This window comes from Bradyrhizobium sp. USDA 4510 (genome assembly GCF_054059095.1).
In genome coordinates this window covers 7,979,595-7,992,660 of record NZ_JBSSBT010000001.1, presented here as the reverse complement: position 1 = coordinate 7,992,660, position 13,066 = coordinate 7,979,595, and the positions used below count along the sequence as shown (strand labels likewise).

The window sequence follows — 13,066 nt, the reverse complement described above, 5'->3', positions numbered from 1 at the left end:
GCGGCCAATAGTTTTGAGGACCCCCCGCGATGGCTGAAGAAAGGCCAGACGACCCAGGATCTTCGCCGGATTCCCGGCCCAAGCGCGCGCCGCCGACCATCGATCTTCAGGCGACCGAAATCTCCAGCGAACCGTCGAAGGCGGAGGGGGCCGAGGAAGCCGCCAGGGAGACGGACCAGGATGCCGGCAAGGATGCTGCCAAGGCGTCCGCGGACGCGGCGACGCCTGAGGCCGAGCCCCAAGGCGACGCCGCAGCGCAAGCGGAGCCGCAGCCCGAGACCGCCTCCGCGGCGCCGGACGCCGAACCGGCGCGGCCGGTATCGCCCTGGGTGGTGGCTCCGATATCCGGCGCCGTCGCGGCGGCGCTGGTGATCGGGGTTGGCTGGCTGCTCGGCTGGCCCGTCGTGCAGCCGGTTCCGGCGCCGCAACCCAGTGCCGCCATCGACGAGCTCGGCACGCGCCTGAGTGCGCTGGAATCGAAAGCCGGCAGGCCGGTCGCGGCGGCCGCCGATCCCGCGGCGACGGCGCGGCTGGAGGCGCTCGACAAATCGATCGCCGCACTGCGCACCGAACTCGCCGCGACGCGGGCGCAATCCGACAAGCTTGCGGCGGCGGTCAATGACGCGAAAGCCGCGCCGCGCGATGGCGCGGCTGCGGCTGATCTCTCCGGCATCACGGCGCGCATCGAAAAGGTCGAAGGTGCGGTCAAGGCGCAGGGTGCTGCGATCGCGAGGCAGGACGGCAAGATCGCCGACACCAAGGCCGAGGCGAAGGCCGACGATGTGCCGCTGCGCCGCGTCGTCGCGGCATCGCTGCTCGACGTCGCGGTGCGTCACGGCGATCCCTATGCCTCCGCGCTCGAGGCCGCGAAGGCGCTGTCGGACGATGCCGAGGTGCTGAAGCCGCTCGAGACGTTTGCGAGGTCAGGCGTGCCGAGCCCGAACGCGCTGTGCCGCGAGCTGATCGAGATCGTGCCGAAACTTGCGCCGCCTCCGCCGGAGGCTGCGGCGGCCAGCGCCGGGCTGGTCGATCGTCTGAAGGCCGGTGCCTCCACGCTGATCCAGATCGAACGGACCGACGGCACGGGGACCGATCGCGGCAGCATCGTCGCGCGCGTGACATCGGCCGCCCTGCATAATGACCTCGCATTGACCGAGCGTGAATTGAAGTCGCTGCCGCCGGCGGATCGCACGGCGGCGCAAGCCTGGCTCGCCAAGGTGGACGCGCGCCGCGCCGCGCTCGACGCGTCGCGTAAATTTGCCGACAACGCCATGGCGGCGCTCGCCACGGTCAACCAGTAAGCCTTTGCAATAGGTCTTTGATGATCCGGATCATTCTGTTCCTGCTGCTGATCGCGCTCGCTGCAGCGGGTGCGGCCTGGTTGGCCGATCAGCCCGGCGATCTCGTGCTGAACTGGGGCGGCTTGCGCTTCACGTCCAAGCAGCCGATGTATCTGCTCGGCCTCGTCGTCGTCGTCGCGATGGTCGCCGGCGTGATCCTGCGCGGGCTCTGGAAGATTCCCTCGCACATTCGCCGTGGCCGGCGCGAGCGGCGTCACGCCCGCGGCCGCCACGCCATCACGCAAGGCCTGCTTGCGATCGGGCATGGCGATTCTTCGGCGGCGCGCGCGCATGCCGAAGTGGCGCGGCGCCACGCCGGAGGCGATCCGCTGGCACTGCTGCTGCACGCGCAATCGGCGCAGCTCGACGGCGACCGCGACGGCGCGCAGCGCGCCTTCCGTGCCATGGCCGAGCGCGAGGACACGCGGCTGCTTGGATTGCGCGGTCTGTTCATCGAGGCGCAGCGCGCCGACGATCCGGTGGCGGCCGTGATGATCGCCGAGGAAGCGCTGAAGATGTCGCCGTCGTCGTCATGGGCCTCGCATGCGGTGCTCGGCTTCTGCTGCGCCAAGGGCGATTGGGCCGGCGCGCTGTCGATCATCGACAACAACCAGAGTGCCGGATTGATCGACAAGGCGACCTATCGGCGGCAGCGCGGCGTGCTGCTGACGGCGCGTGCGCTGGAGTTCGAGACCGTCGATCGCGACCTGTCGCGCGCGAGCGCGATGGAGGCGGTCAAGCTGGCGCCGACGCTGATCCCGGCCGCCGTGCTCGCGGCGAAGTTCGAGAGCGAGGCGCATCAGGTGCGCCGCGCGATGCGCATCGTCGAGACCGCGTGGCTGGCGCAGCCGCATCCCGATCTCGCCGACGCCTATTCGCATGTGCGGCTCGGCGATTCCGCGCGCCAGCGCCTGGTGCGGGTCGAGACGCTGGCGGCGAAAACGCCTGGACATATCGAGGGCGCGCTGGCGATCGCGCGCGCCGCGATCGACGCCGCCGAGTTCGCCAGGGCGCGCGCGGCGCTGGAGCCGTTTGTCGCGGCGCCGACGCAACGCGTCGCGCTGTTGATGGCCGAGATCGAGCGCACCGAGCATGGCGACAGCGGCCGGGCGCGGGCCTGGACCCTGCGCGCCGTGCGCGCGCTGCACGATCCGGTCTGGACCGCCGACGGTTATGTCTCGGACCGCTGGCGTCCGGTCTCGCCGGTCACCGGCCGGCTCGACGCCTTCCAGTGGCAGACCCCGGTGGCGGCGCTGCCGTCCGACAAGGGCCATGCCATCGAGCCGTCGCCCTTCGAGGAGGCGATGCTGGCGCCGCGCCGGGTCGAGCCGCCAAAGGAAGTCGCCAGCGAGCCGGCGGACGCCAAGCCGGCCGAGCCGGTCGAGGTGAAGCAGGTCGAGGCGAAGCCAGTCGAGCTCAACCCCTTGGAGCCGGCCGCGCCGACGGTGCAGGATAACGCCCCGCTGCCGGCGGCCATCGAGGCCGGGCCCGCCCCGGCCTCGGCCGAACCCGCCGCGCCGGAACCGGCTCCCCCTCCAGCCGCCGAATCGGCGCCCCCGGCGCCGGCCCCCTTGTTCCGGTCCCGGACCGACCTGCCCAAGGCCGCACCGGCGCCCATTCCGGCCGTAATCCCGATCATCCGGGCCCCTGATGACCCCGGGGTCGACGAGGACGGTCCGGTCGACGAATTTGCGGAACAAATCGGCCCGCCCAAGGCCCAGGTGGGCGGTTGGCGCGGATTTCTGTCACGTTTGGGAAGCTAATTCGGGGTTAGGTTAACGGCTGTATGGTTCGATACCCGCGTTGTCCTTGCCAATCGGGGTCATGCCCGATATCAGGTGGCCGCGTGATCCGGCCGTTGCCGAACGGTTCGCCGCAATAGCTCAGTTGGTAGAGCACGTCATTCGTAATGACGGGGTCGGGGGTTCGAGTCCCTCTTGCGGCACCATTTCCCAGCCAGAAGTGAAGCTTGCTCCCAGCGCGCATCAAGGCGCCCGGATACGACTTGCTCAGAGCGTCGAACCCCTCGCTCGCGCCGGTAGACCAAGTTCTAGAGGCGCTATTTCAAGGGGTTGGGCAGATGCTTCCGAAAATCGCCCACGTGATAATCATAGGGCTCTCTGAAGAAGAGCGCGGCAAGCTCGATGAAAGCACCCGCAAGGTACTTCACTTCAGCGATCCTTCCTGGGAATACAAATCGTACGGCTGCGACACCTTGCAGGAAGCCGCGGCGATCGCGAAAGACATGGCGCGAGTCGATATCGTTTATGTTGCGGGGGGAGCTGAGTCCGAATCCATACCGTACGAAAAGTTCGGTCTCGAACTTGACTACGAGATACTAGGGGAGCTGATGGAAAATCATTCCAGCAAGCCGGTGGTCAGCTATGCGAGGCCTGATCGGCCGAACAAGCTCGCAACAGCGATCTTTGCGCTTTGGCGTGACCGCAGCAAGTCAACCTCAGCTTGACGGCATCGATGTTCTTCTCAACCGGGCTCGCTCGGGCCGCCCGCTGAAGCCTAGATCCGCACCCCACACAATCCGCTCATGATCGCGATCGCGACCAGCCCGCCTATCGCGAGCCCGGTTGCCCAGATCCGGTTGGCAACCGCCGTGGCAACGCCGTGCGCGATCAGAACGCCGCGTAATCCCGACGTGAGATGCGCGAGGACGAAGAAGACGCCGAGCGCGTAGTGCGGCACCAGGCGAATGCTCCAGGCGTCGTGGATCAGGCCGGTCGGTGCGCCCGACGCCCAGGCCCAGTTGGTGTCGATGTGGTGCACGGCGCGCGCCGAGACCAATGCGGAATTCAGATGGGTCACGATGAACGCCGCGAGGTAGACGCCGGAGCCGATCTGAAACACGCGGTATGCATCCGCAGGCGCCGGGCTCCAGCGCCAGGCGAGCCGCATCCCGACGGCGACCTGGAACAGCATCAATACGACGAGGATGGGCTCCACCACGGACGACCGATAGACGGTGCGCCCCGCCTTCATCACGGCGGCATGAACATCAGGTCCGAGCCAACCCAGCAGATGATTGGTGAGATGGAATGCGACGTAGAAAAGGATGATCGCTGCGGCGACGCCATGTGTCACGCGCCATTTGGCGATAGAGGGCGCAATCGCGGCTGATGGTGCCGCACGTTGCGCCTGCTCGCCGCCGAAAAGCACATAGAGGCACGCGACGAGCCAACCCGCGACCCAGACAATCTCGTCACTGACAGGGATGTGCAGCAGGCCGAGACCGACGCCGGTTAGCACGAACAAGGGCGGCGCGGCGATGCCGAGGTAGGCGAGGCGCCGGGTGCGCAGCGCGAACGATGACGGTGCGGCCTTGGTCATCCAATGAGCGCAAGCCAGAGCCAGCAAGGGCGCGGCGGTCGCGGCCAACAGGCAAAGCGCCGCCAGGGCCAGTCGCCCAAACGACATCGGACCAGCAGCGGGAGAGACCGCGAGGTGAAATGCATCGAGCAGGAACGGATAGGCCATCGCTCCAGCCGCCGGGATCATCGAACGCAGCTTTTCGGCGGCCGTATTCGCCAAGCCATCGTCGCCCGACCGTACGCGACCTTGTTCGAATGCACTCACAAAACTCTCCAGGGTTCGGGCATCGTGCAAGAGAGGGCCAGACCGACGAATCTATTCCCGAGTCATCGTCGAAGGCGCGGCACACAGGCTGGTGCTGTGGATGCTGGTGTGTACGAGCGCGGCGTTGCGCCGAGACCCTGTTTCAAGGTTCAAAAACTACAGCGATACGGGTCCACCGATAGGACCAAGTTCCAACAATCCGACTGGACCACGCCAAGGCTCTTTTCAGCGTGCCCTAAAATCCAGTTCCAGGATGAAGGCAGATTCGCCTAGCGGATTCACGGGTTGATCTTGTAAGCAGGTTGCCATGCAAAACACGGCCAAATCGCGGGCCGGAAGCGGACAGGGCGAGCGGCCAGATTCGCGGATCGCCGTCTCTGCCTCGAAGCTCGCCACCGCCGATCTCAACAACCTCATGCGGGCACTTGAGATCGATGTCGTCGCGCTCACCGAAATGCTGATTCCATCAGGCCATCGCGCCGAGATGGGGACGATCGATGCACCGGCGGTCCATTACACCATTAGTGGTAGGGGACGAATTTCGATCGGCGATGGGCCTTGGATGTCGCTCGAACCCCATCTCCTCATCATCAAGCCTCCGAGCACCCCGTTCGTAATCGAAGTCGACGGAACCAGCGGCCCGAAGAGGCTCATCTCCCGCGATTGCTGGAAGCAGCATGACAGCGTGTTGCGTATCGCAACACCGACCGAGCAGCCCGAGATCATCCAGATCTGCGGCTTCTTCAACGCATCCTTCGGACAATCCGTCGGGTTGTTTCGCGAATTGCGCGAGCCCGTGATCGAGAAGTTCGAGCCGACGGACAAGATCGACCTGAAGCTTCGCGAAGCGGTCGGGGAGCTTTGCGTGCAGGAAATCGGTATGGGCGCCATGACGGCGTCCCTGCTAAAGCAGGTCATCATCGCTCTGGTGAGGCGGTCGATGAAGTCCTCCCGCAGCTGGACTGATCGGTTTTCGATTCTCGCGGATCGGCAGATCACGCGTGCATTCGGCGATATGGTGGCGCGGCCGGGGGCCGCTCACACGGTTCAGAGCCTTGCGCATAGCGCGGGTCTGAGCCGGTCGGCATTCATGGCGAAGTTCTCGGAGATCTTTGGCCGTTCGCCGATGGCCATCCTTCGGGATCTCAGGATGCGGCAGGCGGCGCTCGATCTCACGACGACATCAGCCCCGGTCGATGTTGTGGCCTACAACGCCGGCTACGAAAGCCGGTCAAGTTTCGTGCGAGCATTCCGCAAAGCCTACAACGTTGATCCTAGCGAGTACCGGCTGCGCGTGAAGAACGCTGGGAGTGATAAGGGCACTTGAGCCAAGTACCGCCTCCGAGGCACCTCTCCCGTCAAGTGTGCGATCTGGATGGGCGTGCCAATAGCGACTCCGCTCATCGATTGAAACTGTTCGTCGGGCTATCAGCGTTGGCTGAACTCGCTGCCCGACCGAAGAAAAAACTGGAAACAGCAAAGGCCGAAAGCAAGCCGCGTGGGCTCGTGCATACCCGACGCTGCGCCCCAACCGGGCTCTTTCCCGTTCCCTAGCCAGATTCGCGCACACTCGGCGCACTGATCCTCGGCGTTGGCGAGCTCTGGAGTCCAGAATGCGTGTCCGCGCGTCCAGGAACGCCCGTCGCGGGTTTCATCGCGCCGGGACCAGTGGCAACGTGGCTTTAGGAAATGCGCCGCGTCGATGGCATCGATTCAATATCCAAGGTCATGGAGCCATCGAGTTTCGCCTTCCGGTTTTCGTTCGTCTGAAAAGGAGTTCGGAAGATGATGAGCTGCCACACTCAGGCAGGTGCACGATGAAGGCAATCGTTGTGACGGACCAAGCGGCGGGAACGGCCGGAATGAAGCTGGTGGAGCGGCCCGAGCCGCAGGCCGCGATAAACGACGTCGTCGTTGAGATTCATGCGGCGGGATTCACCCGGGATGAGCTGACGTGGCCCCCGACTTGGACCGATCGCCGCGAGCGTGACCGAACACCGTCGATCCCTGGCCACGAGTTGGCTGGAGTGGTCACCGCCCTCGGCTATGGCACGGCGGGGCTGTCGGTGGGACAGCGGGTATTCGGTCTCGCGGACTGGTATCGCGACGGCACCTTGGCGGAATATGTGGCCATCGAGGCGCGCAACCTCGCGCCGCTGCCGGGCGATGTCGATTTCACGGTGGGCGCGGCCCTCGTGATGCCAGGCCTTACCGCGTGGCAGGGGCTATTCGATCACGGCCGGCTTCGGGCGGGGCAGAGCGTCCTCGTGCACGGTGCCGCCGGCGTCGTCGGTTCGATGGCAACCCAGCTCGCACGTGAGGCCGGTGCTTACGTCATCGGTACCGGACGCGCTGCCGGCCGTCAGACGGCTCTCGACTTCGGCGCACAGGAGTTCGTCGACCTCGACAACGACACTCTGGAAGATGTCGGCGGAGTCGATCTGGTGTTCGATGTGCTTGGCGGCGACATCGCGAAGCGGTCCGCGCGCCTGATTCGAGCCGGAGGAACGCTCGTGACCATCGCCGGTCCGACTGAGGCACGGCCCGCTGACGGCCGGACGATAGACTTCGTCGTCGAACCCGATCGCGCCCAACTGAGTGAGATTGTCCGGCGGGCGCGTGACGGACGTGTGCGGACAAACATCGGCAACGTGGCTGCCCTCGACGATGCCGTTGCCGCCTTCAACCCGACCGAGCGGATCAGCGGGAAGACGATCATTCGCGCTCGTCCGTGAGCGGCGCGCGCCTATCGATGAATGCGGCCGGCCCGCTCTCAAAGAGAGCGAAAGCACTCTCGCGCCTCAACCTATCCCTTCACTTATAGGACCAACCATGACCAATGCTGTTATCGAATGTATCCTGAGCCGCAGCTCCACCAAGTATTACGACCCTGCCGCCACCCTGAGCGACGACCAGATCCGAGAGCTCGTGCGAATCGGCACCGCCGCACCGACATCCTTCCACATGCAGAACTGGCGCTTCATCGCCGTGCGCACGCCTGAAGCCAAAGCCCGGCTGAGTCCGATCGCTTGGAATCAACCCACGATCACCGACGCAGCCGTTACCTTCATCGTCTGCGGCAAGTTGGCCGATTCCAGCGTAATACCAGAGCGCCTGGCGCCGCTGGTGGAATCGGGCGTCATGCCGGCGAAGATGGTGCCGGAATGGGAGATCCCGGCGCGCAATCTGTACATGGAGTACCCACAACGCCAGCGCGATGAAGCGCTACGAACCGCCTCCTTCGGCGCGGCAGCGATCATCTATGCGGCCCGCTCGCTAGGCCTGGGTTCGACGCCGATGATCGGTTTCGACGCCGAACCGGTGCACCGCGAGTTCGGATTGGCGAAGGACGAAGTGCCGGTCCTGCTGTTGGCCGTGGGGCCGGAGCGTCCGGGAAACTGGGCGCAGAAGCCGCGCCGTCCGGTGGCCGATGTGCTGGACCTGGTATAATACGATCTACGGAGATTACTGATGGCTCGAAATGCATTGCCAACACCGGCTCAGGTGCCGGCAGCTTCGAAACCGACTCTCGATGGATTCACCAGGAACATCGGGTTCACTCCGAATATGATGACGACCTTCGCGCTGAGCCCGATCGCGTTCAACGCATGGGCTACACTGCTCAGCTCTTTGAGCAAGGCGCTTGACGTGAAGACACGTGACAGCATCGGCCTCGCTGTCTCCGAAGTGAATGGGTGCAACTACTGCCTGACGGTTCACAGCTTTACGGCCGAGCATATGGCCAAGCTGCCGGCTAACGAAATCATTCTCGCTCGGAAGGGTCATGCCAGTGATCCGAAGCGGGACGCCGCTCTCCAGTTTGCGCGCAAAGTCATCACAACCCGCGGCAAGGTCGGTGACGCCGATATGAAAGCCGTCCGGGACGCTGGCTACACAGATGCGAACGTCATGGAGATCGTCGCGCTAGTGGCCATGTACTCCCTGACGAACTTTTTCAATAACGCGTTCGATCCCGAGCAGGATTTTCCTGCCGTTGCGCCAGCTGGCTCGATCTGAACTCTATCCGATCGCATCAGCGTTTCCGAAGATGGTTGGAGGTTTCATGTGATGGGAGCGTGAGACGGGACAATACATCTCGGCCGATCCGAACGCCCGCTGCGCCCGCGCCGGGGCGAAGGTGAGGATGCGCCTGGCCGGCACCATCGAGCAACCCGGTCAACGTTCCGGTGCTCCCGATCCGAACCACGAATGGAAACAAGCCGGTAGATGCTGCGTCGAGGGCCTCAAGCCTTCGCCGTCTTGCAAAAGGAGGGCTCCAGAGGGCTATGGAGTAAAGATAGTTCTCATCTTCACCTGGTGCGGCGCACCAGCCCTCAAACGGTCAGTCTGGAGACGGCATCCGCCAGCTCCTTTGCATGGGGTTGTTTTCGATATTTTGGTTGAGCCGCAGCCACCGGGCGCGATGGTGCCACTCTCGAAGGCGCACGGGCGTTCAACGTCGTCCGGCCGTGTCGGATCAGCAGAGGGTGGCTGCGATCAGAAAGCGAAGCGCCCCTGGATCGGGTCCAGGGGCGCTTTGCGTTGAGAGTGCGTTCGCGGGGTTACTCGGCGACCGTCTGCACGACGTTGCCGATCGGCCGGCCCGTTGCGATCGGCTTCTCGGTCTTCGCCATCATCGCGTCGTATTCGGGCAGCGTCTCGAGCTGGGTCTTGGCCTTCATCCAGACCACCTTGTAGCCGCCGGCCTTGAGCTTGCGGAGCAGCGTCGGCAGCGCCTGCGCGGTGTGCTTCTGCAGGTCGTGCATCAGGATGATGCCCTTGTGCTCCTTGTCGAGCTTGGTCATCACGTTGTTGATCACCTCGTCCGCGCTCTTGGACTTGAAGTCGTTGGAGTCGACGTCGACCGAGAACATCGCGATGTTGCGGGTGCCGAGATAGGCGGTTGTCGCCGGGGTGTGCGCCAGCGCCGGGAAGCGGAAGAACGGAGCAGGGTTCGCGCCCAGCGCCAGCTTGACCGCGCTAAAACCCTTCTCGATCTCGTCCTTGGCCTGCTGCTCGGTCAGCTTCTTGCTGGCGAGATGCGCATGCGACCAGGTATGAGCGCCGATGGTGTGGCCGGCGGCGGCGACCTGGCGCAGGATGTCCGGGTGATAGGTGGTGTGCAGGCCGATCGGGAAGAACACCGCCTTGGTGCATTCGTCAGCCAGCGCCTTGAGCACGGCCGGCGTGGTCGGCCACGGACCGTCGTCGAAGGTCAGCACGACCTCCTTGTCGGTCAGGAAGTCATACTGCTTGTACTGCAGGAAACCGAAGCCCGGGCCGCCATTGGTGTCGACCACGACGGTGCGGCTGATGCCGAGCGCGTCGGGGTTGGCGCATTTGGGCGCGGCCGCGACGGGGGCCGGCGCCGGCGCCGGGGCAGGAGTGGCGGCCGGGGCCGCGGCCTGGGTGGCATCGGCGCGCTTCGACAGCGCGGCGGTCGTCTCGACATCGTCCCTGGCGGCCTGTTTTGCCGCCGCAGGCATCGGATCGGCCTTGGCCGCAGCCGTGGTTTGCGGAGGAGCCGCGTCGGCACGCGGCGAGGAGGTCCAGAACCACACGCCGGCGATCACGATCGCCGTTACAACACTGGCCAGCATCAGGCCCAACGCACTACGCATCGCTACACACTCTCTCGGAACTTAAGGATACGCCACAGCCGTAACGAGCGATTAATGCCAACAAGGTCTTAACGCGATCCCAACAAGGCGCCGGAAGGACAAGAAAAAGCGGGCGTTACCATGCGTGATGACCGTCACAGTCGGTTTCAAGCTTCTTCGCGGCACGGAAACGCTATAGAACCGGCGTCGCATTCCCTGGAGCCGTTTCCGCTCCGATGAAATCGGAACGGGGCTCCGGATTCCTTATTTGACGCGTTGTCTTCACGCGAACCGCACCCCTTCGCGCGAAAACGCTTGAGAGGCTTTGAGAGATGACCCGATTTCTGCTTGCCGTCGTTCCGCTGGTTCTGTTGACGTCGGCCGCCTCGGCGCAGCAGCAGGGGCGCGATGCCTGCTCGCGCGATGCCTCGCGGTTCTGCCGCGCCCATCTCGGCGAGGGCGATCAGGTCGTATTGGCGTGCCTGAAGGAGCATCGCAGCCGCCTCAGCAAGGCCTGCCAGCAGACGCTCGCCGATCACGGGCAGTAGACCCATCAGCTGTCATTCCGGGGCATTGCGGAGCGATGAACCTCAGATGCGCAACTGCGCATCGGGGAATCTCGAGCTGATGATCTCCAGATTCCGGGTTCGCGCTATTCGCGCGCCCCGGAATGACAATGGAGTGACTACGTACTGCTGCCCGCTGCGGTCGCGACCACCGGGATCACCTCCTTGGCGGCGCGGTCCGGGGTCTCGTCCTTCCAGCGCACCGATCCGAACGGACGCTCCAGCATCCGGCGCACGCGGATCGGCTCGGCGCCGATGTGGAAGTCGGCGGCCTTCTGATGCAGTTCGCGCTCGATCTGCGTGGCGCGGTTGCGCTGGCGCAGGAAATCGAGCCAGGTCGGGCAATGATAGCGCTCGGTCCACAATTCGGGATCGGCGATGTCGCGGGCGATCGACCAGCCATAGGCGCCGTTGCGCTGGCGGCTGAGCTGCACGTCCTGCATCACATTGTGGAACGCGCGGGCGTTGTCCTGGGCCACCCGGTATTCGATCTCGACCACCAGCGGGCCGCTGCGCCCGCTCAGTTGCAGCCGCACCTCGGGGTCGGCCAGCGCATCCGTCGCGTCCTCGTTGCGCGCGCCGATCGGCGGCATCCTGAGCCAGATGCCGAGCAGCGGCGACAGCAGCATCAGACCGGCGGAGATCAACAGCGCCATCTCGACGCCGCCGACGTCCGTGATGCGGCCCCAGCACCAGCTGCCGATCGCGATGCCGCCGGCGATCGCGGCCTGGAAGGCCGCCAGCGAACGTCCCGCGACCCAGCGCGGTGCGGAGAGCTGCACGCCGATATTGAACAGCGCGATCGCCAGCATCCACACCGCTCCGGCAACCACCAGCGCGGCGGCGGTGATCACCGGCTGCTTGCTCACGGCAACCGCGGCGATCGCCGCGCCCATCGTCAACGCACAGACGCGGATGGCGGCTTCGCCGCTGAGCCGGCTGCGGATCTCGCTGATGTTGAGCGCGCCGATCACCGCGCCCATGCCGAAGGCGCCGAGCATGATGCCGTAGGTCTGCGCGCCGCCATGCAACAGATCACGCGCCACCAGCGGCATCAGCGCCGAGACCGAGCCGCCGATGATGCCGGTCACCATGGTGCGGGTCAGCACGATCTTGATCGACGGCGAATTGGTGATGTAGCGCACCCCGGAGACGATGGCGCGGTTCAGCCGCTCGCGCGGCAGCCGCGACGGCTCGCTGACGCGATTCCACAGGAACAGCACGACGAGCAGCGGCAGATACAGCACGGCATTGGCGGCGAAGGCGGCCACGGCGCCCGCGGACGCGACCACGATGCCGCCGATCGCCGGACCAAAGCTGCGCGCGATGTTGTAGCTGATGCCGTTCAGCGCGACCGCCGCGGGCAGCGTCTCCGGCGGCACCTGTTCGCTGACCGAGGACTGCCAGGCCGGGCCGAACAGCGCCATGCCGCTGCCGACGACGAAGCACAGCGCGAGCAGGATGTTCGGCGTTACCAGATTGAGCCAGGCCAGCACGGTCAGGCTGGTGGCGCCGGTCAGCGCGATCGCCAGCGACACCAGCGCGACGATGCGGCGGTCGTGCATGTCGGCGATGGCCCCGGCCGGCATCGAGATCAGCATCACCGGCAACATCAAGGCGGTCTGCACCAGCGCGACCTTGTCGGCCTCCGAGGTCATCTGCGTCATCGCCCAGGCCGCGCCGACGCCCTGGATCAGGATGCCTAGATTGGAGAGCAGGCTCGCGAGCCAGATTCGCCTGAAGATTGAATGCCGCAACGGTGCAGTGATACTGTCGGGGCGATCACGCGGTTCGGTCATATCCAGTTCCGGTTGGCCTGCTATGGCTTGTTGGACGATTCCGGCTGCACCAACTGATGCCCGCGAAACGCGTGTCCTGTCCAGCGATTACGGCATCCTTGGCGGGGATAGGGTACAGCTAAAGCACTGAAAGACCTGAGGAAGGCCAAGGGCAGGTCAAGGGAAGGTCGGGG

11 protein-coding genes and 1 tRNA gene are annotated in these 13,066 nt (G+C 65.2%); 9 read left to right on the top strand and 3 right to left on the bottom strand.

Features of this window, described 5'->3' with window-relative positions:
* Window positions 1-29: 29 nt before the first annotated feature.
* The 4 genes from ACVMDN_RS37140 (at window position 30) to ACVMDN_RS37125 (ending at window position 3,807) form a co-directional block, all read left to right on the top strand.
* Entirely contained in the window at window positions 30-1,301 is a 1,272-nt protein-coding gene (locus ACVMDN_RS37140) for a COG4223 family protein (RefSeq protein ID WP_076834995.1), read from the top strand.
* Between the two features lie 20 nt (window positions 1,302-1,321).
* On the top strand, window positions 1,322-3,103 hold the full coding sequence (locus ACVMDN_RS37135) for a heme biosynthesis protein HemY (RefSeq protein ID WP_076834994.1): 1,782 nt from the start codon (window positions 1,322-1,324) through the stop codon (window positions 3,101-3,103).
* A gap of 109 nt (window positions 3,104-3,212) precedes the next feature.
* Window positions 3,213-3,288 (top strand) — tRNA-Thr (locus ACVMDN_RS37130).
* A gap of 132 nt (window positions 3,289-3,420) precedes the next feature.
* Window positions 3,421-3,807, top strand: a complete 387-nt coding sequence (locus ACVMDN_RS37125; protein ID WP_141341231.1) for a hypothetical protein — start codon at window positions 3,421-3,423, stop codon at window positions 3,805-3,807.
* A gap of 50 nt (window positions 3,808-3,857) precedes the next feature.
* Here ACVMDN_RS37125 and ACVMDN_RS37120 read toward each other — a convergent pair whose 3' ends face one another.
* Window positions 3,858-4,883, bottom strand: a complete 1,026-nt coding sequence (locus ACVMDN_RS37120) for a hypothetical protein (RefSeq protein ID WP_076834992.1) — start codon at window positions 4,881-4,883, stop codon at window positions 3,858-3,860.
* Window positions 4,884-5,235: 352 nt separating this feature from the next.
* On the opposite strand from ACVMDN_RS37120, the gene ACVMDN_RS37115 reads away from it, so the two are divergent.
* The 4 genes from ACVMDN_RS37115 (at window position 5,236) to ACVMDN_RS37100 (ending at window position 8,945) form a co-directional block, all read left to right on the top strand.
* Entirely contained in the window at window positions 5,236-6,255 is a 1,020-nt protein-coding gene (locus tag ACVMDN_RS37115) for a helix-turn-helix transcriptional regulator (protein WP_076834991.1), read from the top strand.
* A gap of 490 nt (window positions 6,256-6,745) precedes the next feature.
* Window positions 6,746-7,663, top strand: coding sequence for an NADP-dependent oxidoreductase (locus tag ACVMDN_RS37110; RefSeq protein ID WP_076834990.1), 918 nt, complete (start codon window positions 6,746-6,748; stop codon window positions 7,661-7,663).
* 97 nt (window positions 7,664-7,760) lie between these two features.
* Window positions 7,761-8,378: a nitroreductase family protein gene (locus ACVMDN_RS37105; RefSeq protein ID WP_141341232.1), complete on the top strand. Its 618-nt coding sequence runs from the start codon at window positions 7,761-7,763 to the stop codon at window positions 8,376-8,378.
* A gap of 21 nt (window positions 8,379-8,399) precedes the next feature.
* The gene (locus ACVMDN_RS37100) at window positions 8,400-8,945 is read left to right on the top strand and encodes a carboxymuconolactone decarboxylase family protein (RefSeq protein WP_076834988.1); all 546 of its coding nucleotides are present in this window, start codon (window positions 8,400-8,402) and stop codon (window positions 8,943-8,945) included.
* A 545-nt stretch (window positions 8,946-9,490) separates the two neighbouring features.
* Here the strand turns inward: ACVMDN_RS37100 and ACVMDN_RS37095 are convergent.
* Window positions 9,491-10,549 carry a polysaccharide deacetylase family protein gene (locus tag ACVMDN_RS37095; RefSeq protein ID WP_076834987.1) on the bottom strand — a complete coding sequence of 353 codons (1,059 nt, stop codon included), beginning with the start codon at window positions 10,547-10,549 and terminating at the stop codon, window positions 9,491-9,493.
* Between the two features lie 311 nt (window positions 10,550-10,860).
* On the opposite strand from ACVMDN_RS37095, the gene ACVMDN_RS37090 reads away from it, so the two are divergent.
* Window positions 10,861-11,076: a hypothetical protein gene (locus ACVMDN_RS37090; RefSeq protein WP_076834986.1), complete on the top strand. Its 216-nt coding sequence runs from the start codon at window positions 10,861-10,863 to the stop codon at window positions 11,074-11,076.
* Between the two features lie 137 nt (window positions 11,077-11,213).
* Here the strand turns inward: ACVMDN_RS37090 and ACVMDN_RS37085 are convergent, their stop codons facing one another.
* Complete coding sequence (locus ACVMDN_RS37085) at window positions 11,214-12,893, bottom strand: MFS transporter (protein WP_076834985.1); 1,680 nt, start codon at window positions 12,891-12,893, stop codon at window positions 11,214-11,216.
* Window positions 12,894-13,066: the final 173 nt, after the last annotated feature.

What these genes read in the sequence shown, in the direction of transcription:
- ACVMDN_RS37140 (WP_076834995.1), top strand. Translation starts at nt 30, where the DNA reads ATGGCTGAAGAAAGGCCAGACGACCCAGGATCTTCGCCGGATTCCCGG.
- ACVMDN_RS37135 (WP_076834994.1), top strand. Translation starts at nt 1,322, where the DNA reads ATGATCCGGATCATTCTGTTCCTGCTGCTGATCGCGCTCGCTGCAGCG.
- ACVMDN_RS37125 (WP_141341231.1), top strand. Translation starts at nt 3,421, where the DNA reads ATGCTTCCGAAAATCGCCCACGTGATAATCATAGGGCTCTCTGAAGAA.
- ACVMDN_RS37115 (WP_076834991.1), top strand. Translation starts at nt 5,236, where the DNA reads ATGCAAAACACGGCCAAATCGCGGGCCGGAAGCGGACAGGGCGAGCGG.
- ACVMDN_RS37110 (WP_076834990.1), top strand. Translation starts at nt 6,746, where the DNA reads ATGAAGGCAATCGTTGTGACGGACCAAGCGGCGGGAACGGCCGGAATG.
- ACVMDN_RS37105 (WP_141341232.1), top strand. Translation starts at nt 7,761, where the DNA reads ATGACCAATGCTGTTATCGAATGTATCCTGAGCCGCAGCTCCACCAAG.
- ACVMDN_RS37100 (WP_076834988.1), top strand. Translation starts at nt 8,400, where the DNA reads ATGGCTCGAAATGCATTGCCAACACCGGCTCAGGTGCCGGCAGCTTCG.
- ACVMDN_RS37095 (WP_076834987.1), bottom strand. Translation starts at nt 10,549, where the DNA reads ATGCGTAGTGCGTTGGGCCTGATGCTGGCCAGTGTTGTAACGGCGATC.
- ACVMDN_RS37090 (WP_076834986.1), top strand. Translation starts at nt 10,861, where the DNA reads ATGACCCGATTTCTGCTTGCCGTCGTTCCGCTGGTTCTGTTGACGTCG.
- ACVMDN_RS37085 (WP_076834985.1), bottom strand. Translation starts at nt 12,893, where the DNA reads ATGACCGAACCGCGTGATCGCCCCGACAGTATCACTGCACCGTTGCGG.